Annotated in this window: 23 protein-coding genes, 1 tRNA gene, 1 pseudogene and 1 riboswitch; of the genes and pseudogenes, 16 read left to right on the top strand and 9 right to left on the bottom strand. The window is 56.0% G+C overall.

The window, feature by feature from the left end:
* The first annotated feature begins 12 nt into the window (after window positions 1-12).
* Window positions 13-1,431, top strand: coding sequence for an NAD(P)H-dependent flavin oxidoreductase (locus Abci_RS02200; RefSeq protein WP_048837528.1), 1,419 nt, complete (start codon window positions 13-15; stop codon window positions 1,429-1,431).
* Window positions 1,432-1,575: 144 nt separating this feature from the next.
* On the opposite strand, the gene Abci_RS02195 is transcribed toward Abci_RS02200, so the two are convergent.
* Window positions 1,576-1,761 (bottom strand): YqaE/Pmp3 family membrane protein, encoded by a 186-nt coding sequence (locus tag Abci_RS02195; protein ID WP_048837608.1) that lies wholly within the window; start codon window positions 1,759-1,761, stop codon window positions 1,576-1,578.
* A gap of 50 nt (window positions 1,762-1,811) precedes the next feature.
* Window positions 1,812-2,012: a hypothetical protein gene (locus Abci_RS02190; protein WP_048837527.1), complete on the bottom strand. Its 201-nt coding sequence runs from the start codon at window positions 2,010-2,012 to the stop codon at window positions 1,812-1,814.
* A 12-nt stretch (window positions 2,013-2,024) separates the two neighbouring features.
* Here Abci_RS02190 and gyrA point away from each other — a divergent pair, with 12 nt between their 5' ends.
* The 4 genes from gyrA to Abci_RS02170 all read left to right on the top strand — a co-directional run bounded on the left by gyrA (window position 2,025) and on the right by Abci_RS02170 (window position 6,264).
* Entirely contained in the window at window positions 2,025-4,862 is a 2,838-nt protein-coding gene (gene gyrA / locus Abci_RS02185; RefSeq protein ID WP_048837526.1) for a DNA gyrase subunit A, read from the top strand.
* Window positions 4,859-5,392 (top strand): pantetheine-phosphate adenylyltransferase, encoded by a 534-nt coding sequence (coaD, locus tag Abci_RS02180; protein ID WP_048837525.1) that lies wholly within the window; start codon window positions 4,859-4,861, stop codon window positions 5,390-5,392. The genes gyrA and coaD overlap by 4 nt, the downstream gene beginning before the upstream one ends.
* A gap of 46 nt (window positions 5,393-5,438) precedes the next feature.
* Window positions 5,439-5,933: a peptidylprolyl isomerase gene (locus Abci_RS02175; protein ID WP_048837524.1), complete on the top strand. Its 495-nt coding sequence runs from the start codon at window positions 5,439-5,441 to the stop codon at window positions 5,931-5,933.
* A 255-nt stretch (window positions 5,934-6,188) separates the two neighbouring features.
* A tRNA-Lys gene (locus Abci_RS02170) sits at window positions 6,189-6,264 on the top strand.
* 149 nt (window positions 6,265-6,413) lie between these two features.
* Here Abci_RS02170 and Abci_RS02165 read toward each other — a convergent pair.
* Both Abci_RS02165 and Abci_RS14290 read right to left on the bottom strand, forming a co-directional pair.
* On the bottom strand, window positions 6,414-7,340 hold the full coding sequence (locus Abci_RS02165) for a LysR family transcriptional regulator (protein ID WP_048837523.1): 927 nt from the start codon (window positions 7,338-7,340) through the stop codon (window positions 6,414-6,416).
* Window positions 7,341-7,447: 107 nt separating this feature from the next.
* Complete coding sequence (locus Abci_RS14290) at window positions 7,448-7,573, bottom strand: hypothetical protein (RefSeq protein ID WP_261766350.1); 126 nt, start codon at window positions 7,571-7,573, stop codon at window positions 7,448-7,450.
* 265 nt (window positions 7,574-7,838) lie between these two features.
* On the opposite strand from Abci_RS14290, the gene Abci_RS02160 reads away from it, so the two are divergent.
* The 7 genes and pseudogenes from Abci_RS02160 to Abci_RS02130 all read left to right on the top strand — a co-directional run bounded on the left by Abci_RS02160 (window position 7,839) and on the right by Abci_RS02130 (window position 17,116).
* Window positions 7,839-10,142: a tetratricopeptide repeat protein gene (locus Abci_RS02160; RefSeq protein ID WP_146806913.1), complete on the top strand. Its 2,304-nt coding sequence runs from the start codon at window positions 7,839-7,841 to the stop codon at window positions 10,140-10,142.
* A 155-nt stretch (window positions 10,143-10,297) separates the two neighbouring features.
* Window positions 10,298-10,762, top strand: a complete 465-nt coding sequence (gene speD / locus Abci_RS02155; RefSeq protein ID WP_048837521.1) for an adenosylmethionine decarboxylase — start codon at window positions 10,298-10,300, stop codon at window positions 10,760-10,762.
* A gap of 101 nt (window positions 10,763-10,863) precedes the next feature.
* Complete coding sequence (speE, locus tag Abci_RS02150; RefSeq protein WP_048837520.1) at window positions 10,864-11,727, top strand: polyamine aminopropyltransferase; 864 nt, start codon at window positions 10,864-10,866, stop codon at window positions 11,725-11,727.
* A 73-nt stretch (window positions 11,728-11,800) separates the two neighbouring features.
* Window positions 11,801-11,888: riboswitch (glycine riboswitch) on the top strand.
* Window positions 11,889-12,067: 179 nt separating this feature from the next.
* Window positions 12,068-13,201: a glycine cleavage system aminomethyltransferase GcvT gene (gene gcvT / locus Abci_RS02145; protein ID WP_048837519.1), complete on the top strand. Its 1,134-nt coding sequence runs from the start codon at window positions 12,068-12,070 to the stop codon at window positions 13,199-13,201.
* A gap of 50 nt (window positions 13,202-13,251) precedes the next feature.
* A complete protein-coding gene (gene gcvH, locus Abci_RS02140; RefSeq protein WP_048837518.1) occupies window positions 13,252-13,617 on the top strand; it encodes a glycine cleavage system protein GcvH in 366 nt (121 codons plus the stop codon).
* Between the two features lie 117 nt (window positions 13,618-13,734).
* Window positions 13,735-16,653, top strand: a complete 2,919-nt coding sequence (gene gcvP / locus Abci_RS02135) for an aminomethyl-transferring glycine dehydrogenase (protein ID WP_084597484.1) — start codon at window positions 13,735-13,737, stop codon at window positions 16,651-16,653.
* 113 nt (window positions 16,654-16,766) lie between these two features.
* Window positions 16,767-17,116: pseudogene (locus Abci_RS02130) on the top strand (DUF3147 family protein).
* A gap of 11 nt (window positions 17,117-17,127) precedes the next feature.
* On the opposite strand, the gene Abci_RS02125 reads toward Abci_RS02130, so the two are convergent.
* The 5 genes from Abci_RS02125 to Abci_RS02105 form a co-directional block, all read right to left on the bottom strand.
* Window positions 17,128-18,252 carry a metallophosphoesterase gene (locus Abci_RS02125; protein WP_048837517.1) on the bottom strand — a complete coding sequence of 375 codons (1,125 nt, stop codon included), beginning with the start codon at window positions 18,250-18,252 and terminating at the stop codon, window positions 17,128-17,130.
* A 273-nt stretch (window positions 18,253-18,525) separates the two neighbouring features.
* Window positions 18,526-19,302: a CHAP domain-containing protein gene (locus Abci_RS02120; RefSeq protein WP_048837516.1), complete on the bottom strand. Its 777-nt coding sequence runs from the start codon at window positions 19,300-19,302 to the stop codon at window positions 18,526-18,528.
* Window positions 19,303-19,606: 304 nt separating this feature from the next.
* Window positions 19,607-19,957 carry a RidA family protein gene (locus tag Abci_RS02115; protein WP_048837515.1) on the bottom strand — a complete coding sequence of 117 codons (351 nt, stop codon included), beginning with the start codon at window positions 19,955-19,957 and terminating at the stop codon, window positions 19,607-19,609.
* 105 nt (window positions 19,958-20,062) lie between these two features.
* On the bottom strand, window positions 20,063-20,689 hold the full coding sequence (locus tag Abci_RS02110) for a nucleotidyltransferase family protein (protein ID WP_048837514.1): 627 nt from the start codon (window positions 20,687-20,689) through the stop codon (window positions 20,063-20,065).
* Window positions 20,683-21,741, bottom strand: a complete 1,059-nt coding sequence (locus tag Abci_RS02105; protein ID WP_048837606.1) for an XdhC family protein — start codon at window positions 21,739-21,741, stop codon at window positions 20,683-20,685. The genes Abci_RS02110 and Abci_RS02105 overlap by 7 nt, the downstream gene beginning before the upstream one ends.
* A gap of 232 nt (window positions 21,742-21,973) precedes the next feature.
* On the opposite strand from Abci_RS02105, the gene Abci_RS02100 reads away from it, so the two are divergent.
* The 4 genes from Abci_RS02100 (at window position 21,974) to Abci_RS02085 (ending at window position 24,819) form a co-directional block, all read left to right on the top strand.
* Window positions 21,974-22,387 (top strand): host attachment protein, encoded by a 414-nt coding sequence (locus Abci_RS02100; RefSeq protein WP_048837513.1) that lies wholly within the window; start codon window positions 21,974-21,976, stop codon window positions 22,385-22,387.
* 181 nt (window positions 22,388-22,568) lie between these two features.
* A complete protein-coding gene (locus tag Abci_RS02095) occupies window positions 22,569-23,243 on the top strand; it encodes an MBL fold metallo-hydrolase (protein ID WP_084597483.1) in 675 nt (224 codons plus the stop codon).
* Window positions 23,244-23,258: 15 nt separating this feature from the next.
* The gene (locus Abci_RS02090) at window positions 23,259-23,762 is read left to right on the top strand and encodes a DUF192 domain-containing protein (protein WP_048837511.1); all 504 of its coding nucleotides are present in this window, start codon (window positions 23,259-23,261) and stop codon (window positions 23,760-23,762) included.
* An 82-nt stretch (window positions 23,763-23,844) separates the two neighbouring features.
* On the top strand, window positions 23,845-24,819 hold the full coding sequence (locus tag Abci_RS02085) for an NAD-dependent epimerase/dehydratase family protein (protein WP_048837510.1): 975 nt from the start codon (window positions 23,845-23,847) through the stop codon (window positions 24,817-24,819).
* The last annotated feature ends 68 nt before the right edge of the window (window positions 24,820-24,887 follow it).

Genomic DNA, 24,887 nt, shown 5'->3' with positions numbered 1-24,887 from the left:
GATAGGATAGCAATGAAGGCGATCAACGCAGTTCGTATGGGAGGCGTGGATGTCCTGCCGCTGGTTGAAGGCGGTAAGGGCGTTTCGGTTTCCACCGGTGCTTCAGCAGGAGCCTGGGCTGCGGCGGGCGGGGCTGGTACAGTCTCGATTGTCAATGCGGATAGTTACGACGAAGCCGGGCATCCTGTCCCGCAGATCTACCACGGCCGCACCCGGCGGGAGCGGCATGAGGAACTGGTCGATTACGCCATTCGTGGCGGTATTGCTCAGGTCCAGATCGCTCATGAAACCGCAGGGGGTAAAGGCCGTGTCCACGCCAATATCCTGTGGGAAATGGGGTCTGCCGAGCGTGTGATCGAAGGTGTTCTTGAAGGCACCAAAGGCCTCATCAACGGCCTGACATGCGGCGCGGGTATGCCCTACCGTCTGGCTGAACTTGCGACCAGACATGGCGTTTACTACTATCCTATCGTCTCTTCCGCACGGGCGTTCAACGCTCTGTGGAAGCGTGCTTACCACAAGTCTGCCGAGCTTCTGGGCGGGGTTGTGTATGAAGACCCTTGGCGTGCAGGCGGCCATAACGGCCTTTCCAACACGGAAAACCCCCTGAACCCGGAAGATCCTTACCCACGCGTTGCCGCTCTGCGTAAACTGATGCGTGGTTTTGGGCTGGACACAACACCCATCATCATGGCTGGCGGTGTCTGGTGGCTGGAAGAATGGGAAAACTGGATAGACAACCCTGAACTGGGTCCCATTGTCTTTCAGTTCGGGACTCGTCCGCTGCTCACGCAGGAAAGCCCTATTCCGCAGGCATGGAAAGACCGGTTGCTCACGCTGAAAGAGGGAGACGTCTACCTTAACCGTTTCTCTCCCACGGGTTTCTATTCTTCTGCGGTTAACAACAGCTTTCTGCAAGACCTGCGGGGCCGCTCAGAGCGGCAGGTTGCGTTTTCGCCAGAGCCTGTGGGCACGCATGAGGTTGCTTATGGCGTAGGCGCCCGTAAGCGCGAAGTGTTTGTGACGGCTGATGATCTGGCCCGTATCAAAACATGGGAAGCTCAGGGTTTTATCGAGGCATTGCGGACACCGGATTCAACGCTGGTTTTTGTAACGCCCGATAGTGCGCGTGAGATTGTGGCAGATCAGGTTGCCTGCATGGGCTGCCTGTCTGAATGCAAGTTCTCCAACTGGAGCCAACATACTCCCACGTTCTCCAATGGGCATCGTGCAGACCCCCGCTCTTTTTGTATTCAGAAAACGCTTCAGGCTGTTGCCCATGCTAGCGGACCAGAGGCTGCTGACGTTATGGACCATAACCTGATGTTTGGCGGCACCAATGCCTGGCGCTTTGCAACAGACCCGTTCTACGCCAATGGATTTGTGCCGACAGTCAAGCAGTTGATTGAACGGATCATGACAGGGCGTTAAGTCCCGGCGACGTTATGTGAGTTAAAAAGGCAGCGCCTTGTTGAAGGGAGCTGCCTTTTTTTATGCCTGTTGTGCTTAAGGTCGCTTGCTTAAGCTGTTTGTTCCACGACAAACAGTGGTCTTTTCATAGTGTATGTATGCAGCTCACTTGGCCATGCGGGCGAGCTTCTGGTCTGTCTTATATTGGCTCAGCGCATACACAGACCAGATGCTCGCCGGGATCCAGCCAATAACGGTAATCTGCAAAAACAGGCACACCAGGCCAGAAAACGGGCGACCAATGGTAAAAAACTGAAGCCACGGCAGCAGTAGGGCAATTATCAAACGCATTGTCATCTCCAAGAGTGTGCGGGGTTGGTGCTTAGTGCTCCATGATGAGGCTACAGAGCCTGCAAAACAAGCGTGGCAAGAGTTTTGCGTGTCAGGACGAGGGCTTGCCCTAGGTGCTGAAAGGTTTGTGTGCTAAAAAGATGCCCTACGCTTATCAGGCCATGAAACAGGCCGGGTTTTGCCCGGAAAATAGCCTGATACATACGATTGACCTCAGGCGTGCCCGCTGTTTTGGGCGCGCGGCATGACAAGACGGATGGACCTTGACCGAGATTTCTGACCAGCCGGGATCGCCGGAACCTTCTGACCTTCTGCCTGTCACCATTGAGGAGGAAATGCGTTCCTCCTACCTCGCTTATGCGATGTCGGTGATTGTCAGTCGTGCCCTGCCTGATGTGCGAGACGGCTTGAAGCCTGTTCACCGGCGTATTCTCTACGCCATGCACGAGAGCGGTTTTACCCACGACAAGCCTTACCGTAAATCGGCCCGTGCCGTCGGTGACGTGATGGGTAAATACCATCCGCATGGTGACGCCTCGATTTACGATGCCATGGTGCGTATGGCGCAGTCATGGTCCATGCGCGTCAAGCTGATAGACGGGCAGGGTAACTTCGGGTCTGTCGATGGCGATAGCCCGGCGGCCATGCGTTATACGGAAGCGCGTCTGGCCAAAGCCGCGACCTTTCTGCTGAACGACATTGACCGTGACACGGTTGATTTCCAGCCCAACTATGATGAAAGCGAGCACGAACCAACCGTTCTGCCCGCAGCCTTCCCCAATCTGCTGATCAACGGTGCAACCGGTATTGCAGTGGGTATGGCCACCAACATTCCGCCGCACAATCCGGCTGAAGTGATTGATGCTACGCTGGCTCTGATTGAAAAGCCGGATATGGAGCTGGATGATCTGCTGGAGTATATCTCCGGTCCGGACTTCCCAACCGGTGGCATTATTCTGGGCCGTTCCGGTATTCGCAGTGCCTTCGCAACGGGCCGTGGGGCCATTATTATCCGCGCCCGCGCTGAGGTTGAGGAAATCCGTAAGGATCGTAAGGCGATCATCATTACGGAAATCCCCTATCAGGTGAACAAGGCCACCCTGCAGGAGCGTATTGCTGAACTGGTACGCAACAAGCAGATTGAAGGCATTTCTGACATCCGCGATGAGTCTGACCGGTCCGGTATGCGGGTGGTCATTGAAATCAAGCGGGATGCCACGCCGGAAGTCGTGCTCAACCACCTGTACCGTTACACCCAGCTTCAAACCTCTTTTGGTGTGAACATGCTGGCGCTGGATGGTGGCAAGCCGCGCTTGATGGGCCTTAAGGATGTTCTGACAGCCTTTATTGCCTTCCGTGAAGAAGTCATCCTGCGCCGCGCTCGTTTTGAGCTGAACAAGGCGCGGGACCGTGGGCATATTCTGGTTGGCCTGGTTATTGCCGTTGCCAACATTGATGCTGTGATCGCGCTGATCCGTGCCGCTCCAGATGCTGCAACCGCTCGCGAATCCCTCATGAATGCAACATGGGACGCTGCTGAGGTTGAACCCCTGCTGGCGCTTATTCATGATGAGGGTAATCAGGTTATTGACGGCAAGGTCCGTCTGACTGAAGCGCAGGCCCGCGGTATTCTGGAACTGCGCCTGCAACGCCTGACCGGCCTTGAGCGCGATAAAATCCAGCAGGAACTTTCTGAAGTTGCCATTCGTATCAACGAATTGCTGGAAATTATTGGCAGCCACATCCGCCGCATGGAAGTGCTGCGTGATGAACTTGCTTTGGCCCGTGCGGAAATTGCCACCCCACGCGCAACCGAAATTGCCGATTATGCTGGCGATCAGGACGACGAAAGCCTGATTGAACCCGGCCAGATGGTTGTGACCATCACCCGTGACGGGTTCATCAAGCGTACCCCGCTGGATGTGTTCCGCGCTCAGAACCGGGGTGGACGTGGCCGCACTGGCGCTGGCACGCGCGGTGACGATATTGTTGTACGCTCGTTTAATGCGCACACGCATCAGTGGGTCATGTTCTTCTCATCCGGTGGCAAGGCCTACCGCGAAAAAGTATGGCGTCTGCCAGAAGCCAGCCCCACGGCAAAAGGCCGTGCGCTGGTTAACCTGCTGCCAGATTTGGGGACGGACACCATTACGGCCGTCCTGCCCCTGCCGCATGACGAGGAGCTGTGGGAAGCCCTACACCTCATCTTTGCTACGGCAAGCGGCGGCGTACGCCGTAACCGCTTGAGTGACTTCCGCAACATCCGCTCCTCTGGCCTTATTGCCATGAAGCTGGATGACGGGGACAGCCTGATTGGTGTTGCAACCTGCCGTGAAGGGCAGGATGTCTTCCTGGCAACGCGCAACGCCCGTTGCATCCGCTTCCAGATTACGGATGAAACCGTGCGTGTCTTCGCGGGCCGTGGGTCTTCCGGGGTGCGGGGTATCCGTCTGGCGGAAGGGGATCGGGTTATCAGCCTTGCTGTGCTGAACCATGTTGAGGCTACGGTAGAAGAGCGGTCAGCCTACTTGCGTATGGCCAATGCCAAACGCCGTGCCGAAAACGCCGCTGAGACTGCGGAAGATGATGCAGATAACGTGGTGATTGAAGCCGATGATGAAGAGGCTTCAAACTCGACCGATCTGCTGAGCCCAGAGCGCTTTGAGGAACTGGAAGCTGCGGAAGAAATCCTGCTCGTAGTCAGCAATGGCGGGTTTGGTCGCCGGTCTTCCGCGTATGATTATCGCGTGAGCGGCCGTGGCGGGCAGGGCATCACCAACATGACCTTCTCGGCCAACAAGCGGGGTACGGAGGTTGCCGCTACCCTTCAGGTTCTGGATGGTACGGATGTCATGCTGGTAACGGATGCTGGCCGTCTTATTCGTGTGCCGGTCAATCAGGTGCGTGTCATGGCGCGGCAGGCATCTGGCGTTACCTTGTTCCGTCTGAATGACAATGAGAGCGTGACAAGCGTTTTCCCTGTCATGGATGATGAGAGTGAGGACGATGATGGTGCGGCAGCACCCGCAGCAGAAGGCACACCGGCAACGGGTGCAGACTCTGCTCCTGCTAAGCCAGACGATGCCGGAACAGACGCGTGAGCACCAGCCCGCGTACGCAGCCTAGGCGTATAGGTTTCTACGCGGGCACGTTTGACCCTGTAACCACCGGGCATCTGGACGTGATAGAACGTGCGGCCCGGCTGGTGGACAGGCTTATTATCGGGGTTGCCAATAACCCCGGTAAAAACCCCCTTATGCCGTTGGCTGAGCGCGTAAATTGCGTTGAGCAGGCTCTACCCCCCATTGTGGACCGTACGGAAAGCGAGATTGTGGTGGTGTCTTTCCATTCGCTTTTGGTGGATGCGGTAAAGAACAACGGCGCACATCTCATTTTCCGCGGCCTAAGGGTGCTGACGGACTTTGACTACGAAATCCAGATGTCTGGTGTAAACCGCAGGCTGGATGCCTCCATAGAAACGGTGTTTCTCATGGCATCTGAGCGGACACAGTTTATCTCCTCCCGATTGGTGAAAGAAATTGCCAGCTACGGTGGTGATATTTCGGATTTTGTAACCCCATATACACAGGAACGCCTGCTGGCCCGTCTTAAAGACAAGGCCGCAGGGTAGGGCAGAGATACTCTGCCCAGATGATGGTTTTAAGGAGAGATCTTTTATGTCTACCGAAACAGACAAAAACGACCTGATTTACATGGATGTGCCAGAAGGCCGCGTTGTTATTCGCCTGCGCCCGGACATTGCGCCGCTGGCTGCGGAACGACTCCGCACCCTGTCTGCTGAAGGCTTCTACGATAACGTGCCGTTCCACCGCGTTATTTCCGGCTTCATGGCACAGGCTGGTGATCCAACGGGTACAGGGTCCGGTGGTAGCGAACTGCCAGATCTGAAGTCTGAATTCACACGGGAAGCAAAATTCCTGCGTGGCACGGTAGGTATGGCCCGCACGTCAGACCCCAACAGCGCCAACAGCCAGTTCTTCATCATGTTTGAACCATCACCCCACCTGGATGGCCAGTACACCATTGTTGGTGATGTGATTGAAGGCATGGAACACATTGATAAAATCAAGCGCGGTGCTGGTGGGTCCGGCATGGTGCGTGAGCCAGACCGTATTGCACGTATGCGCCCAGCGTCTGCAGAAAACGCCTGATTTTTCGGTCAGACGCAGTTTGGAAAAACGCAGTGCTTCGGTGCTGCGTTTTTTTTATGCCTACAGCACCGGGTATTACGGAAAAGCTGGATATTTGTGGCCAGCAACCGCAGGAAAGTATGTTTTTTTGCTTAAATGCATGAAAACATGTGAGATCGCTTGACATAAGGGGACTGATCCGTTTAGACAGCGTCCCAACAGAGTGATCACCCTGTTGAGAAACGGGGCGCTTCTCTTTGTGTCTTAAAATGGTGTGAGCCGGTAGCTCAGTTGGTAGAGCATTCGACTTTTAATCGAATGGTCGAGGGTTCGAGTCCCTCCCGGCTCACCATTTTAAACTTCCCCAAAACAAAATAGAAAAAAAATTCTTCCACACACTGAATCACTCAAGATTCGACTCGTGGAATTGGCAGTTTTTCGCGGGTTTGCGAGTCTGATCGTTAGAGTAAATCCCCAATCTGGCAGAGCTTACTCACAAAATTATCCACAGGGTAGCGCGTTTTCCCACGGTGGTGTCTGGCCGTAACACTCCACCAGATAATCAATCATAGCCCTTACTTTCAGCGGAGTAGTCTGGCCGGGTGCATACACAGCGTGCAACGGAGGCGCTTCCACTAACGGGGCATCCAAGGTCACTGTGCGTAACTGTCCATTTTGCAGTTCTTTGCTAACAACAAAAACCGGCAGATAAATAAGGCCTTGGCCCGCTATTGCCGCTTCCCGCAGGGCATCTCCATTATTGGCGCATAATGGCCCGTTTACTGGCACACTCAATTGCCCCTTGGGGCCAAAATTCCAACGTGTCGGGCCGCCCGGTTCACCAAGCGTGTAACCCAGACATTGGTGCGCACTTAATTCCTCAATGCGGGTGGGCGTGCCCATGCGTTCAAGGTACGCGGGAGACGCGCAGACAACGCAGCGTATGGTCGCAAGTTTGCGGGTGCGTAGGGTGCTGGGTGCCATGGTGCGTATGCGCAGTGTCAAGTCCCACCCTTCTTCAATCAGGTCTACAGCGCGATCGTTCAGGCCGAGTTCAACTGTTACTAGCGGGTGACGGCGGCTGAACTCCGGCAAAAGGGGGGCAACGTAGCGAATGGCGAAAGACACCGGCGCATTCAGGCGCAACCGCCCCCGTGGCTCGCGCCGTTGCTCCGTAACGGTCTGCTCAATATCTTCCAGATCCGTGAGAATTTTCTGGCTACCGTCCAGAAAAAGCCGCCCGGCTTCAGTCAAAGAGAGTTTGCGGGTGCTGCGGTGGAACAGGGTAACGCCCATACGGTCTTCCAGCGCCGTAATGTGCTTTGTCACCATAGTCTGTGACAGGCCAAGCACACGACCGGCAGCAGTAAAGCTGCCGGTGGCAACAACTTTTACAAACACCTGCATGCTTGTAATGCGGTCCAGCATGATGCGTGCCCTTTGCTTTAGCTGTCCGGGCAGAGAAAACTGCCCCGCGTCACGCACCTATATGTCGCTTGTGTAAGTCCTTGGCAAAATCATAACACCAGTGGGCGTTAATTGCCCGAATAGGGCAGCTTATCGCCACCCTGGGGGTCTGCCCTGATATTCCCGGTAGTAGCCATGGTCATGGCGTGTGTGGCGGTACCCATCACGGTGCGGGTGGTGGTATCGGCCCTCATAGCATCCTGCCAACAGGAGAGGCAGGAGCAGAAGAACAAGGCCGCAGGGAACGTGTTTCATGTGAAAATCCTTTCCGGACACTGAGGCAGACCCGCATAGTTGCGCCCAATACGTCCTATTTCATGGCACGGTGCAGTCTTTCGTCTTGGTTGTTGTGAAAGAGAGTGCGAAAAGAGGCCTGACTTGCGGCGGTGGAACAAGCATGACTGATAACGCGCTATGAAACGAAGTAAGGTCAGCCTTGGTTTGGCAGGTTGCCTGCTCATGCAGCTCACAAATACGGCACCGCGCGCGCAGGGGGTGGATAGCCTGCACACTGTCCCGGTTGTGCCTGTGCAGACTGAAGGCCTTCAGCCTTTGGGCGAAAGCACGGATCGGGCATCCCTCTTTCTACCGTTTGATGCGCAGACAGGACTTGCTGCATTCTGGTCTGGTTCCAGCTTTGTGGTTGTGGCGGACCACGCCGTACCTGCCATGGCACGGGTTTCAGGCGGGACGGGTCTGTTTGCCGGACTGCATGTCAGCGTTATGGACCACGCTACGCTCGTGGTGCTGAGCCTGCCTGCGCACCCCCAGCTTGCTCTGACGCAGCATAGCGGTGGATGGGAGCTGGTGGCGTCTTCAGGCGGCAGCAAAAAGCCCCTCATGCCAGAGCAGGGTCGTGGGTATGTCCGTTTCCTCGTGGCGCAGCCGGGGCAGGTGGTCGCCATGCCAGACCCGGCATCTGGCGCTCGGTTGTTCGTGGCTACGTCCCGGCAGGCCACAGGGGGCATTGCGCAGCCCCTGCAAGGCATTGGGTATAGTGTAAAGCCGTCTCTCGAAGGTGCTGTTATCGTCGCTGATTCCGAGCAGATTTTTGTGCGTGCTACGCCGCGCGGGCCTGTTTTGCAGGCTTTGTCTCTGAATCCTGTGCCGATAGGTCAGCCACTTTACCCACAGGCTGATACGCCAGCACGCGGGAAGGACTGGCAGTGGTTGGAACTGGACCACGCCTCTTCGGCAGTTTTATCCCCATTGCCTCATCCCTTGCCGGATGACCCGGCCCGCCGCCTTGCTCTGGCACATGCAGCGTTCCTTGCAGGAAATGCAAAGCAGGCAGAGCAACTTCTGGCACCTTCTGCGTCTCATCCCTCTTCGGGCGCAGAGGAGCAGGGCGAACAGTTCTTTCGCGCAGTTGTGGCCTTGCTGGCAGGGCCTATCGGCTCTGCCAGCACGTTGGCGGATGTCACTTGGTACGCATGGCCGGAACTGCATGTGTGGCAAGGGCTTTATGCCCTGAAAACAGGGCAGGATAGCCAAATAACCAGTATCCTGCTGGCACAGGGTGCTAGGCAACTGGCGCAGTACCCTGCTGGCGTAAGGGACTTGGTCTTCCCCCAGCTTGCTACTTATCTGGCGCGCTATGGCACAGAAGCCCAGCGGAATGCGTTGCCTGAACTCCCGGATGGGTCAGCCTATGACCTGCCACGCGCTTTGCTGCTGGCCCGAAGCGGTAAAATCGAAACAGCACGAATTGCTTTGGAGAACCTGACAGCCTCCTCCAACCCGGTCACGGCATCTTACGCGCAGGTCGCTTTGGTGCGTCTGCTCCGTGAGGCAGATCAGATAGCGCCAGACATGGCGGTGGACGTATATAGCAAGCTGCTAAGGCCATCCGGTCCGGAGCAGGCTCTGTCTGGAGGGCCGCGTCAGCAGGCCCAGCTTGGGCTGGCTTTGGCGTATAGTGAAAACGGGCAATCTCGTGCGGCTTTGGCCGGGCTGGACAGTCTTCAGCCGGGGGAGGAACTGCCTTCTGATAGTCTGGCGGACGCCTACAGTCAGGTGCTGTATCGACTGGTTTTTGGCACGCTGCGTGGTGCCAGCGAGGCCCGAGGCACAGCGGCGCACAGTGCGGAGGGGCTTTCAGGGGAAGATGTCGCCCAACTGGTGGGGCAGGCTCTTCCAAAAGTCAGGGATGGGGCTGCAAAGGCTAAATTACTGACCGGGTACGGCCGCCTTTTACTCTCTTTGGGCAAAGCTGCAGAAGCGCAGAGGCGTCTGGATCAGGCCGTGCAGATGCAACCAGATCCGCTCGCCCGGTCTGAGATACAGGATTTTCTGGCACAGGCTGCGTTACAGCAGGGGCATCTGGCAGATGCCCAGGCGGCAACAGACCAAATTTTGCTGACCGCGCTCCAGCCAGACCTTGCTGCACGCAAAGCGTACAATGCCGCCCGTATTGCACAGGCACGGGGGGAAACAGCAAAAGCCCTCGCCTTGCTTGCGCATGATGAGACGGATGCGGGACTGGATTTACGCGGCAAACTTTATGAATCTGACCGGCAATGGGCACAGGCCGTGCAGGTGGTTGGGCGGCTCGCTAGCCGCAGCCTGCCGACGGAAGGGCCTTTAACCGACTCGCAAAAAATACTGGTCCTGCGCCTTGCAACAGATGCCGCTGCAGCGCGTGATCAGGCCACCTTGCACACACTCAAAGACTGGCTGGCTGGTCGTTCTTTGGGGCGGGAGCGGGATGCTCTTTTGAAAATTCTGTTACAAACGCCCGGTAAGTCTAAAGCATCACCTTGATATGGTTCAGTTTTTGGTAAAATGCCTTCGGGGTGCGGCAAAAATTTAAACAAAAAAGGCTTGTCATAGACGCCAGAAGCACTTAGTGACGGGCGCTCTTGGCCCAAGGGGGCGATTTAGCCCAACAGGCTATCTACTGGTTTGGGGGTACGTCAATGAACGCACTTGCTCAACTGGGGATGGTCTCGGAACTCCCGAGCAATAACCAGGCATCTTCTGTTACGGTCCCGTCTGACGATGATCGTAAGGACTACTTCGTCGAAAAAGACGGCGAAAAATTTGCAGGTACACACCTGCTGGTGGATTTGTGGGATGCCACGAATCTGGACGATCCGGAAAAAATAGACCGGACACTGTGCGAAGCAGCTGTTGCCGCAGGTGCAACCATTCTGCACAGCCATTTCCACCATTTTACGCCTAACGGTGGCGTTTCTGGTGTGGTTGTTCTGGCTGAGAGCCACATTTCCATCCACACATGGCCCGAGCGTAGCTTCGCCGCGGTGGATATCTTCATGTGCGGCGCATGTGACCCGCACCTTGCCATTCCCGTCATGCAGCGCCTGTTCCAGGCACAGGCTGTTGAGGTGGATGAGCAGCGCCGTGGGCGTGTTACCCGGTAAGGGAACATAGTCCGCTAAATTCTGGCGTCCCGACAGGGGCAGGGTGGGGTTGAGATCAATCCTGTCCTGACCCTGTTCGTGTATTTGGATGAAAGAGACACATGACACAGCACTGGATTGAAGAAACCCTTTACGATAGCTGGGGCCAACGCTTCCGTATCACCAAGGAACTGGCGCGTACCAAAAGCCCGTTTCAGGATATCGTTGTTTTCGAGAGTGACTCCCACGGTCGTGTGCTTATGCTTGATGGCGTGGTGCAGATTACCGAGCGTGATGAGTTTGTGTACCAAGAAATGCTCACCCATGTGCCCCTGTTTACGCATGGTGCGCCACGCTCCGTCCTGATTATCGGCGCGGGCGATGGGGGTGTTCTGCGCCGCGTGCTGGAACATCCGGGCGTTGAAAAAGCCGTCATGGTTGAGATTGACGGCGCGGTGATCGAGCTTTCCAAAAAGCATCTGCCCAGTATTGCCGGTGATGCCTGGACCAACCCCCGTGCAGAAGTGATTGTAGGGGACGGGATCGACTATGTCGCCAAGGCGGCTGACGGATCGTTCGATGTCATTATTGTGGACAGCACAGACCCCATCGGTGTGGGTGAAGTCCTGTTTACAGACTCGTTCTATGAGCATTGTGCCCGGATTCTCACCGCGGACGGCCTGATTGTAAACCAGTGTGGCGTACCGTTCATGCAGGCGGATGAACTGCATGAAACCAGTGTGCGTCGTGCCAAATTTTTCCCGCACGTGTCTGCCTATGTGGCCGCAGTCCCAACCTATGTTGGCGGCTTCATGACACTTGGTATTGCAGCCAAAGGCAAAAGCCCGGCGGGGCAGAGTGTAGAGGCTGTGCGCACCCGCGCCCAGCAGGCAGGGATTCTGGGAAATACCCAGTACTGGACACCCGAAATCCATGTCGGGTCTTTCAACCTGCCGCCTTACATTGCCAAACACCTGCCCAAATAAAGCAGGCTGACCAGCAGGCAGATAAACACGCTGCCTGCTGATTGACTTGGCACCGTAATGATGTCAGGAAACTCAGTGTGTAGAGGGAGAGACTGGCCCTGCGCCAGCGCCGAAGGAGCAACCGCCCCGGAAACTCTCAGGCAAAAGGACCCTGCACACTGAACTTCTGGAGAGAGGTGCCACAAGCACCCGCCGACGGGATAGCGATCTCAGGCAAAAGAACAGATGGGGCAGACGGATACCATCACTTTTGGTCCGGGGCCTCTCACTACGTTCTGTTGCTCGCAACGGTCTTCAGAGTGTGCACGTGCCCCTGTCCTTTTACGCAAGGCCTGTGTGCATGAGCACTGACTCTCTACTTCACACTCCCCTTTATTCTTTCCATGAAGATGCTGGCGGTAAAATGGTGCCTTTTGCAGGCTATGCCATGCCGTTGCAGTATGCAGATGGTATTATGGCGGAGCACCGCCATGTGCGGGAACACGCAGGCCTGTTTGATGTCTCCCATATGGGGCAGGTACGTCTGCTGGCGCGTTCGGGTGGGGTGGAAGAAACAGCCCTGGCCCTTGAGCGCCTTGTGCCAGCCGACATTCTGTCCCTTAAAAATGGCCGCCAGCGTTATACCCAGTTTACCAATGCCCAAGGCGGCATTCTGGACGACCTGATGGTCGCGCGGCTGGATGATGCGCTGATATTGGTGGTCAATGCTGCGTGCAAAGCGCAGGACATTGAACTTCTACAAAACGAACTGGGCGAATGTCTGGTCGAACCGCTGGAAGAACGTGCACTGCTGGCCTTGCAGGGCCCGGAAGCAGAACTGGCTTTGGCCACGTTGGCACCCGATGTCAAAGAAATGGCTTTTATGGATGTGCGTGAGCTGGATGTTGACGGCGCAAGCTGTGTCATTTCCCGCTCTGGCTATACCGGGGAGGACGGGTTTGAAATTTCCGTTCCAGCCATGGATGCCTCCCGCATTGCGCGGGCACTGCTGAAACATCCGTCCGTAAAACCCATCGGCCTTGGCGCGCGTGACAGCCTGCGCCTTGAGGCCGGCTTATGCCTGTACGGGGCGGATATTGATGAGAACACAACGCCGGTAGAAGCCGCTTTGGAATGGTCCATCCAGAAAACGCGCCGCAAAGGTGGCAAGCGCGAGGGCGGATTTCCGGGAGCCGATGTTATTCTCGGCCAGCTTGAAAATGGTGTCACCCATCGCCGCGTGGGGCTGCTGCCAGAAGGCCGTGCTCCGGTACGTCATGACGCACCTTTATACGCTGACGCCACATTTGAGGATTCCATTGGCCGGGTTACCTCCGGTGCATTCGGGCCCACGCTCGAAGCACCAGTGGCCATGGGCTATGTGGCGGTCTCACACGCAGCGCCAGATACTGCACTGTTTGCGGAACTACGCGGCCGTGCCGTGCCCGCAACCGTGAAGGCTCTGCCGTTCGTGCCAGCCCGCTTCAAGCGGTAATCAGTTTTCGGTTTTGTTTTCAAATGCCTTTTTTCAAGGAGCGTTAAGGCATGTCTCTCTATTTTACTAAAGAACATGAATGGTTGCGCGTTGAAGGCGATGCCGCAGTTGTTGGCATTACCAAACATGCTGCCGAGGAACTGGGCGAGCTGGTATTTGTTGAAAGCCGTGATGCCGGAACGGAAGTAACCGCCGGTGAATCTGTCGCTGTGGTTGAATCCGTTAAAGCCGCATCCGACATTTACGCGCCTGTTGATGGCGTTGTGCTGGAAGGCAATGCTGCTCTGGCAGAAGACCCAGCCCGCGTCAGCTCAGACCCGGAAGGCGAAGGCTGGATTCTCAAGTTCCGCATTACGAATGCTGACCAGCTTGCCGGGCTGATGGACGCAGACGCTTACGCGGCCTTCGTCGGTTAAAACCCGCATTACCCTGTCTTGCAGCACGCCTGCTCAGGCAGGTGCTGCGGGCAGGGTTTCTCTTGTGTTGTGCTGCCAGTGCTTGGTTACTCTGGCACCTCTTCAGGATTGCTCTGTATGTTTACGCTCGCTTCCGGTCCGGACCGTTCTCCTGCCTCTTCTGCTGATAGTCTCCCGGCTTTTTCTGGTTTGAAGACAGAGGCAGGCAGCTTTGTGCCCCGCCATATTGGCCCGTCACGTCAGGACGTTGCGACCATGCTGGAGGTCGTGGGTGCGCCCACTCTGGACGCTCTGATGGAGCAGACCCTTCCTGCCGATATCCGTATAGCTCAGCCAATGGGCATTGGAGCAGGCTGGAGTGAAGGGGAAGTTCTGGCTCATCTGCGTAAACTGGCAGGCCAGAATCAGGTCATGACCTCGCTGATCGGGCAGGGTTACTACGGCACGGTTCTGCCTGCTGTCATACAGCGCAATATTCTGGAAAACCCAGCCTGGTACACAGCGTACACCCCCTACCAGCCTGAAATCAGTCAGGGCCGTCTGGAAGCTCTGCTGAACTTCCAGACCATGATTACTGAGCTGACCGGGCTGGATATTGCCAACGCATCCCTGCTGGATGAAGCCACTGCGGCGGCTGAAGCCATGGCAATGGCGCATCGTGTTGCAAAATCCAAGGCAACAGCATTTTTTGTAGATGCTGAAACACACCCCCAGACTTTGGCTGTTCTCAAAACCCGTGCAGAACCTCTGGGTATTGCGCTGGTTGTTGGTGCACCAGATACAGACCTGCATGCTGCGGAAGTATTTGGGGCCTTATTCCAGTATCCCGGCACAACCGGTGCCCTCAAAAATCCCCGCGCGGCTATTGAAGCCCTGCATGCCGCCGGTGGCATTGCCGTTATGGCAGCAGACCCGCTGGCTCTTACCCTTCTGACCTCCCCCGGTGAGTTGGGGGCTGATATTGCTATTGGCTCTACCCAACGCTTTGGGATTCCCATGGGCTTTGGTGGCCCGCACGCGGCCTATATGGCGGTGCGTGATGCCTGGAAGCGCAATCTGCCGGGGCGTCTGGTCGGGGTATCGGTGGATAGTCAGGGGCGTCCCGCTTACCGTTTGGCTCTGCAAACCCGCGAACAGCATATCCGGCGTGAAAAAGCGACCTCCAACATCTGCACGGCGCAGGTATTGCTGGCGGTTATTGCAGGTATGTATGCCGTCTATCATGGTCCGGAAGGCCTGAAAGCCATTGCCCGCCGCGTACATGGCCTGACCACCACACTGGCAGAGGGCCTGCGGGCGCTGGGCGTTGCGGTGGAGACAGAGCACTTCTTTGACACACTGACCGTGCAGGTTGGTGGCGGTGCGGCCGATATTCTGGCACGCGCCCGGTCTGCCGGGATCAACCTGCGGGATGTTGGTCAGGGTCGTCTTGGGCTGAGCCTGGATGAAACAACCACACCTGACACGGTCCTTGCTGTCTGGTCTGCTTTCTGCACGGAGCAGGGGCGGGTAGAGACCATGGCAAAGGCACTTGCACCGGCAACACAGGCTATTCCGGCAGAACTGGTCCGTCAGTCGGCTTTCCTGACACAGTCCGTTTTCAGTTCTTGCCAATCAGAGACTGACATGCTGCGTTATCTGCGCCGCTTGTCTGATAAAGATCTGGCGCTTGACCGGACGATGATTCCGCTTGGTTCCTGCACCATGAAGCTGAATGCCACGGTGGAAATGCTGCCCATCACCTGGCCCGGTTTCTGTGACATTCATCCATTTGCCCCGGCGGAACAGACAGCAGGCTATCAAGCCCTGTTTACAGACCTTGAAAAATGGCTGTGCGCCATTAGCGGTTATGATGCCGTGTCCTTCCAGCCGAACTCTGGTGCGCAAGGCGAGTATGCGGGCCTTCTGGCCATTAGCGCCTATCACCGCGCCCGCGGGCAGGCCAACCGGACAGTCTGCCTTATTCCGGCTTCCGCCCATGGCACCAACCCGGCTTCCGCCCAGATGGCAGGCATGAAGGTTGTTGTGGTCAAGTGCGACACAGACGGTAATATTGACCTGACCGACATGCGGGAAAAAGTGGCAGCACATGCCGCCACTCTCTCCGCTGTCATGATTACCTATCCGTCTACCCACGGTGTTTTTGAAGAAAGCATGCGTGAAATCTGTGATCTGGTGCACGAGGCCGGAGGGCAGGTCTATGTTGACGGCGCAAACATGAACGCTCAGGTTGGTCTGGCGCGCCCGGCTGATTACGGCGGCGATGTCAGCCATTTCAACCTGCACAAAACATTCTGTATTCCACATGGTGGCGGTGGCCCAGGCATGGGGCCTATCGGTGTACGTGCACATCTGAAAGACTTTCTGCCCGGCAACCCGGCAGATGCAGGCACAACGCTAGCGGTGAGTGCGGCCCCGTATGGGTCTGCCTCCATCCTCCCTATCTCATGGGCCTATATTCGTCTGATGGGGGATGAAGGGCTGAAGCGCGCCACAGAAGTCGCCATTCTTAATGCCAACTACATTGTCAGCCGTCTGGTGGATGCGTACCCGGTTCTGTACCGTGGGGGCAAAGGTCGTGTGGCCCATGAATGCATTATTGACCTGCGCCCCTTAAAAGACGCTTTTGGTGTCACGGTCGATGATATTGCCAAACGCCTGGTAGATTACGGTTTCCATGCGCCGACCGTCAGTTTTCCTGTGGCCGGTACTTTCATGATTGAGCCGACAGAGTCCGAAGGCAAAGCCGAACTGGACCGTTTTTGTGATGCCATGCTCGCAATTCGGGACGAAGTTCGGGCTATTGAGGCAGGTGTTTTAACAGCCGAACACTCCCCGTTGCGTCACGCGCCCCATACGGGCGCTATGGTAACGGTTGAGCCGTGGCCCCACACTTATACCCGTCAGGAAGCCTGCTTCCCGCCGGGTGTTAACCCAAGCCGTAAATACTGGCCAACTGTCAGCCGTATTGATAATGCCCACGGTGACCGAAACCTTGTCTGTTCCTGCCCCGATATTTCGGAATGGATGGAATAAAGAAGTTTACGGGTTATGGTTTTTGAAAAAGGGCGCTCCTGTGGGCGCCCTTTTTTATGGGCAGCGCACCCATCCGGGTGCCCTGTTTTTACGCCAGAGAATGAGGGCGCACTATGCTGTATCTTGTCCTTAAAGCCGCGCTTTCGGGCATTTTAATTGCTATCGCGTCAACAGTAGCAAAACGGTATCCGGGCGTAGGGGCTCTTGTGGCGTCTCTGCCGCTGGTGTCTGTCTTGGGCATGATCTGGCTATGGGTTGAAAAACCAGACCCGCAAAACATGGCGGCTCATGCGGGAGCAACCTTCTGGTATGTTATTCCGTCACTTCCCATGTTTTTGCTTATCCCCGCACTTTTACGGCACGGTGTAGGGTTCTGGTACGCTCTGTTGGCAGGCTGTGCGTGACCATCTGCCTTTATAGTGTGCTGACGTGGCTTGGTCCGCGTTTGGGGCTTCAGCTTTGACGGAACGAGTCTTAGCTCGTTATCGCGTCTGATCGCAGGGAAATTCTGGTCATTTCAGGGGGAACGCCCAGCCTTAAGGCAAACCCTGGCCAAAGCCCTGTGCCGTTGCTGACATAGAGCGTCATGCTGCCCACTGTGTAGATACCAGAAACAAACCCTTTGTTGGCACGCGCTACCAACCAGTCCAGTCCTTTGATCATGCCGCCATGTGTATGGCCGGAAAGTTGCAAGGCAATCCCCTGTTGGGCTGCAAGCAAAGCCTGGCGTGGTTGGTGGTCTAGCAGAATAATAGGCGCATTTGGTGGGGCGTTCCGCAATGCGGCGGCAAGGTCAGGTCCGGCCTGATCATGCTGCGGGGCAGAGAGGTCCGTGACACCTGCCACTGTCAGTTTATCGTCTCCACGGGTTATTACAGTGTGGGTGTTTAGCAAAAGCTGGAACCCGAGCGCCGAGAGGTGCTGCATCCATTCCGTATAATCGAAGAAATATTCATGGTTACCCGGCACGGCAAAAACACCGTCTGGCGCAGAGAGGGCATGCAGGGGCGCACATGCTTTCTGGCGCATGGCAACAGAGCCATCAATAAAATCACCTGTCACGACAATCAGGTCAGCGCCTGCGGTATTGGCACGCTCCACTACAGCTTGCGCCCAACTGCACGGAAACAGCGTGCTAATATGCATGTCGGTCAGTTGCAGTAGGCGGTATCCATCAAAAGATGCAGGTAGCCCAGGAATTGTAACGGTTATGTCTTTTATGGGTGGCACCCGAACCACATTGATAACGCCCAGAGCAGAAAGCAGAGCAGCCAGTATGCCAGCCACGATGCGGAAGGCGGTGGGAATGTGGGGCATGTGCCACAACACGCCAGCCTGCACCAAGGCTGCCAGATCCAGCACAAGTTGAAAAACAGCCAGAAAACCAATGGCCGCAAAAGCCCAGTTAAACAGAATAACAATCGGCCTGGGAAATTCTGGCGAGAACGGAGAGCCGGAAGAGAGACGGCTCCAGGTATAAAAATGCGCCCCAGCACCAATAAGTACGGCACCGCTCAGCTTAAGCCATAGGGGGAGAGGAAGGGGCCAGAGCCAGTTGGCAATAACAATCAGGCACGGCACGGTAAACAGCAATGACACCGGCGTTTAGTCCTCAAACAGAAGGCTGCAAAGATCCTGATAAAGGTATTGCAAAGCAGTTTTTGAAGGAGCGTGCTCCTTCATTAAGCCGGAAGCTATCAGGAGTTTGCTGGGGTAGGGGGTGTGTGCTGTGGGTCTGTAATGCTGCACATGGCAACCCAGAGCGGTTTTTCGCGTTAAATTCACCAAGGGTGGCAAAGAAAAACCCTCCAATGCCAAAGGGCAGGGAGGGTCAGAAAACTGGATGAAAGGAAGAGGGTGTGGGAGAAAACCTTAGTTTTCGTCACCAGAGAATGTGGGTTGCGCTTCGTTCAGGCCATCAATTGGCTGGGCGTTAGCCGGGGCCTGAGCCAACTGTGTAGCAGCGTGACCAACATGTGTTTTCTTGGACCAAGCCATCATGACATCGTTGGAGCGAGAAGGGGCGCTACCGGGGCGACGGCCATAGATAAAGCCGTAGGTTGGGTAAATGGAGCCAAAGCTGCCGGAGCGGTTGTTAAGCGCTACGCGAACTGCGGACCAGTCATTGTTGGGGGAGACGTCAATAACCGGCGTATTGTGGCTAATGCCGTTCTGCGCCCAATGAGACTGATCAATAATGATGGTGCGGCTGTTCACAACACTGCGCACAACAGCAACATGGCCAAGAGGCATGCGGCGAATACCGCGGAAATTCAGGACGCTACCGGTTTCCGGAGCAGAACCACGTTCGTAAACGCCAGCTGCGTTATGCCACCAGTCACGCGCGTTGCCATGCAGGACAACATCGGACGCTGTTTTGGCATAAGCCACACACTGAATGACATGACCACCACCACCAAAACTATGCCCGCGGTGCCAGCGACGTGCGGCAATCGGGTGGGCACGTCCGCCTGCATACCGAACGTTAGCATGATGTGGGGCTGAGAACGTGATTTTATGAATGCCGTGATGCCCACCGCTGGCTGCGTGCCGAGCTTTTGCTGCAGCAGGCTGAACAAAGGCGGATAAGGACAGAAGCGACAGAGCGGCTATCTTGAATTTCAAGCTATTTGACCGTCCATCTCGCATCTTGGCGTACCTTCCTGTCCTGCATGGCATTCAGCTTTGGTGTGGTGATCTAGCTATTAAACATCTCTGCAAGTCAGGCAAGCGCTCAATGCGGGTCAAAAAGAGACTTTCGCCTATTTGCAAGAAAAACTTCGGCTAGAAAGAAAATATAGGAATAAATTCCTATCACTCGCCACGAAGTTGCCAGATTTCCGGTCACGGGAGGGGTTGTAGCCAAGACGTTGTAACAAACCATGCGCTTGGGATTCGCGCATGCTGTGGCGGAGATGCCACGATTTGCTTCTCCGCCACGGTAGGCCAAGCTTTATTTGGTCGTGATCAGCATGATCTCAACCAGCATGCGCGGATCTGCCATAACGGCCTGAACACAGGCGCGGGCAGGGGCCATGTTTTCTGGCAGCCATTCGCTCCACACTGTGTTCAGGGCTGCACGGTCGTTAATATCCTTCAGCCAGATCTGGGCTTGGAGAATACGGGTGTTATCTGTGCCGTGCTGTTCCAGCAGGCTGTCAATCTGCGCCAGAATGTCACGGGTCTGGCCTTCTGCATCCAGATCAAGGTTCTGCGCGACAACGCCCTGTGTGAAAATAAAGCCGTGATACTCCACGACGGAGGAGAGAATGGGATTAGGATTGGTGCGCAGAATTTTGCTCATCAGGTTCTCTTAACACTTGGTTTGGCGTTTACAGAGCCAGGCATGGTGCCGGCGCCAGAGTTAGTGTTGAGGCTGCGCAGGCCGCAGGTCAACTCCCGTCACACTCTATAAATGTGCGTAGGTGGCCAAACGTTCCGGCGTGTCAAAATCTACAAGTTCTTCCGGTGGGGCTGGAATAAGCCGAACCGCAGGCCCAAGGGCTTTAAGAAGTGATCGACCGCCTTGGTCGCCTTCTCTCTGTTTCAAAGCGGGGAACAGACTACTGTGCCAGATAACCGGATTGCCGGGGCGGCCTTGCCACTCTGGTGCCGCTGCCGGGGGCGGAGAGGCCTCGTTCTGCGTTGCAATCAGGGCATCCAGCACGGCTGGCGAGACTAAAGGCATATCCCCCAGACAGACGAGCACGGCGGACGCTCCGAGCTGCTCTGCCTGTTCCACTCCTGTGCGGAGTGAGACCGAAAGCCCAAGGGCTGCCTGTTCCGCAGTACAAATATGAAGAGAGGGATGAGCCGGGAAGGCTTCCAGCACACTTTGCTGAATGGCAGGCAGGTCGGGGGAGACAACCAGAACAGTCTGCGCTGCCTTGCTGGCCATGACAGAGGTCAGAGTACGGATAATCATGGCCCGGCCACTGGCGTCTGGCGCAATCAGTTTATGTGCAGGGGCTGTCCGGCTGGAGCGCCCTGCGGCCAGTATGATGGCAACAGCTAAGGGCTTAGGTCCGGTTACCATCCGGGGTTCTGGGCAAGGGGGGCATTGCGGCGCACAGCAACAATCTGTGCCAGAATGGAAAGGGCAATTTCCTCAGCGCCCAGTGCGCCGATAGCCAGACCAACAGGCCCATGAATCCGTTTCAATGCGTCTTCGCCAAAGCCACAGGCCCGTAAGCGTTTCATGCGGCTGGCTTGTGTGGTGCGGGACCCCAGCGCACCAATGTAAAATGCAGGCCCCTGCAAAGCGGCTTCCAGGGTTGGGTCATCCAGCTTGGCATCGTGCGTCAGGGTAACAATGGCGGTCATACTGTCCACGCCTAGTGTTTCCAGTGCCTCATCCGGCCATTCTGTTATTAACGTGCTACCCAGCCGCAAACCGGGAAAACGCTCTTCCGTTGCCAGCGCTGTACGGGGGTCAATCACAACCGGCGCAAGCCCGGCCATGCGGGCCATCTGGGCAAGATGTTGCGCAATGTGAACAGCCCCAACAATCAGCAGGCGCGGTGCCGGGGTAAGCGGCTGCAAAAACCACGCTATGTCATCAGGGGCCTGCCAGTTCAGGCAGCGGCCTTCCGTCAAGCCCGCTGTGGCAAGGTCTGGCGGCATATGGGCTGGCAAGTCTCCAGCCGCGATGGGGAGCGTTACCAGAGTGTGGGCAGACCCATCCAACGCACGTGCCAGCACACAGCTCTGGCGTTTGGCCTGATAAGCACATGCCTGAGTCAAAAGTGGCAGAGGTAGCGTGCCAGTAGGGCATGCCTCGTTCCGTATGGCTTCAACCCAGACATCCAGTTTGCCACCACAGGCCAGTCCCACATCCCAGGCTTTGTCCGTGCTCACTCCGTAGGATAAAACAGTAGGGGTGGCCCCAGCCATAATCTCCTGCGCGGTGGTGATGACATCTGTCTCAACACACCCACCACTGACAGAGCCTTCAACGCGCCCGTTTTCGCTTATGGCCATAAAGCTTCCGGCTGGCCGGGGGGAACTTCCCCATGTGCCAACAACGGTTGCAAGCACAACCTTTTGCCCTGCGTTAGCCCAGAGCAACGCATGGTCAAGCACAGTCATGGGCGATTGGGGGGCAGGTATGGCAGCGGTATCCGGGGCGGGGGGCAGAGTCATGGGGCTAGCTTATATCAGGCTCCAGCGTGCTCGCACATGCAGGGAATGCGGGGGCAGAACTGAATGCGGGGGCAGAACTGCTTGCAGCGGTGGTTCACTGCAACCACCCCTCTTGATAGGAGTTAAGGGTAACACCACGTTAGTTATTACAAACACTACGTTTTAAGGAGCAGTATTCATGTCAGAATCACGCGATGGCCAGATTGTCTATATTGTGGCTGACGGCGGTAAAGTTCGCTTCCTGCATGACTCCCAGGGCCAAATGCACGATGTAGTGGATTTTGACCAGCACGACCATGAAGGTACGCCCGGCAAAGTGCCAAGCGGCTCCACCCCTGCTGATCAGGCCAAAGAAGCGTTTGCCCGCGTTGTAGCAGATCGCATCAATGCCGCTGTGCAGAAGAACAGCAAGATTGAAGGGCTGGTTCTGGCTGCTTCAGCGCCTGTGCTGCATGAAATCCGCGAAAATCTGAGCAAGCCTGCTCAGGCCAAGCTGATCAAGAGCTTCCCGAAAGATCTGACCAACATTCCGGCACACGAACTACGCAGCCACTTCGATATCCCGGCAACAGGGTGGCAGCTTCCTTCCTGAGGGAAGAGCGTTCTAGCCTAATAACACGGTAAAAAGTTCGCTTATAAAACTGCCAGGGGGCTTTACCCTCTGGCAGTTTTTTTATGCGCACCCCAAGACGTTTGCCGCTGAAAGGATTACAGTTGCGTCACGCATCGTTTTTCAGACAGTCTGAGTGTCGAGTAAAGGAAGGAAAACAGCCTTGCATTTGACGTATCCTGGTATGCAACTACGGGTTGTTCCTGTGACGCCATTCCGCCAGAACTGCTCTGTTTTATGGAACCCGGATACCGCGCAGGCTCTGGTTGTTGACCCCGGAGGGGATGCAGATGTTCTGGCGCAGGTCATGCAGCAGATGAACCTGACGTTGGAGGCCATCCTCCTTACGCATGGGCATCTTGATCATGCAGGTGGAGTGGCCCCGTTGTGCCGCCTTATGCAGGACGCACAAGGTAAGGCCCCTGTTGTTATAGGGCCGGACAAAAGGGATGATTTCCTGCTGTCCTCCATCGAATCGCAGGCACAGCACTTCGGGTTGGAAGGTCTGGAAAACGCACGCGTTGACCAGCATACAACCGATGGTCAGACGCTTGAACTCTTGGGGCGCACCTTCAAAGTATTGCATGTTCCCGGCCATACGCCCGGACATGTTGTCTTTGTTGATGAAGCAGCCCGTGTTGCCTTTGTGGGGGATACTCTGTTCCGGGGCACCATAGGCCGTACAGATTTCGCTTATGGGGATGGACAGCAGCTCATTCAGTCTATCAAAGAGAAACTGCTTCCCCTTGGGGATGATATCGTGGTTATGCCAGGGCACGGCGGCTCAACCTCTTTGGGTGTTGAACGCATGAACAATCCGTTTCTTCGTGCGGGCTAAAAGGAGGTTTTACTCATGAAACAAGGTCTCTACGGCCTGCTGGCAGCCGGGCTGCTGTCAGCTATTCTTTCGGGCAGCCCCGTTCGTGCTATGGCTGAGGATATGAGCGAGCCTACGCAGGCGCAGCCCACTCTGCCGCAGGAAAAACTGACTATTGTTTCCACCAGTGGTCACCATGCGTTTTCTGTAGAACTCGCAACCACGCCGCGCCAGCAGCAGGTGGGGGAGATGTTCCGCACACAGCTTCCGGCAGATAGCGGCATGTTGTTCCTGTGGGCCACCCCACAGCAGAGTGATATGTGGATGGAAAATACACTCGTACCGCTGGATATTGTCTTTATAGCGCCAGATCAGCGCATTCAGGCTATTGCAGAAAATGCAGTGCCACGCAGTCTGGCCCATATCAGCAGCCATGGTCCTGCTGCCGCAACGCTGGAACTGCCGGGCGGTACGGCTTCGCGTCTTGGCATTATGGTTGGGGATAAGGTTGAAAGCCCCTCACTGACTAAAAAATCCTGAGGACAAAATGCCTGCCTCTCACCGGAGGAGCAGGCAACTTGTCCCGGTATGCAGCCATAACAGGCTGTAATGAGGCAGAAACGTGACCATTCTAGTAACTGGCGCCGCCGGATTTGTGGGGTACCACGTTAGTCAGGCGTTGCTGGAAAAAGGGGTGCAGGTTATCGGCATGGATAACCTGAATACCTATTATTCTCCGGCCCTCAAACAGGCCCGGTTGGCCCGGCTCCGTGCACATCCTGCTTTCACATTTTATGAGCAGGATATAGCGGCACCCGGCGCATTGGATGTTTTGCAGCCTTATAAGCAGGCTATTACGGGTGTACTGCATTTGGCTGCGCAGGCCGGTGTACGGTATTCCATGGCCAACCCAGCCGTGTTTGCCCACTCAAATGTGCTGGGGCATGTCGCTATTTTAGAATTTGCCCGGACCCTGCCGCGCCTTGCGCATGTGGTCTATGCCTCTTCATCTTCTGTCTATGGGCGCAATACCAGCCTTCCTTTCCGTGAGACGGATGCGGTCGATCTTCCAGGCTCTTTCTACGCTGTAACCAAACGGGCAGGGGAGCTGACATCCTCCACGTACAGTCACCTCTATGGGTTACCGCAAACCGGATTACGCTTTTTTACGGTCTATGGCCCGTGGGGTCGGCCAGATATGGCCTATTACAGCTTTGCACGCGCCATCATGCGCGGCGAGGACGTAACACTGTATGAGGGCGATGCTCTGGCAAGAGACTTCACGTATATAGCCGACGTTGTCTCTGCTGTTCTGGCTGTGCTGGGTAAACCACCAGAGCAGGGTGGCTCCCGTGTCCTGAATATCGGCAATCATCGGCCAGAATCAGTGCGCCACCTTGTACGCCTGCTAGAATGTGCTTTGGGGAAAGAGGCCAAACTCAAACTTCTGCCCCGGCCAGAAGCCGATGTTGAAATGACATGGGCTAGCATAGATCACATCAAGGCCCTGACAGGGTGGCACCCCACAACGGTGCTGGAAGACGGGATAGACCACTTTGTTGAGTGGTTCCGACATTATGAAGGGGCAGGCTGTTAAGCCTGCCTTTTTTATGGCCGCTTCATTTTAAAGCCTCAAAACCCTACCGAAAGTTAACGTAATATTTT

Source organism: Acetobacter cibinongensis, assembly GCF_000963925.1.
GTDB classification, from domain to species: domain Bacteria; phylum Pseudomonadota; class Alphaproteobacteria; order Acetobacterales; family Acetobacteraceae; genus Acetobacter; species Acetobacter cibinongensis.
This window is presented reverse-complemented; position numbering and strand designations above follow the sequence as displayed.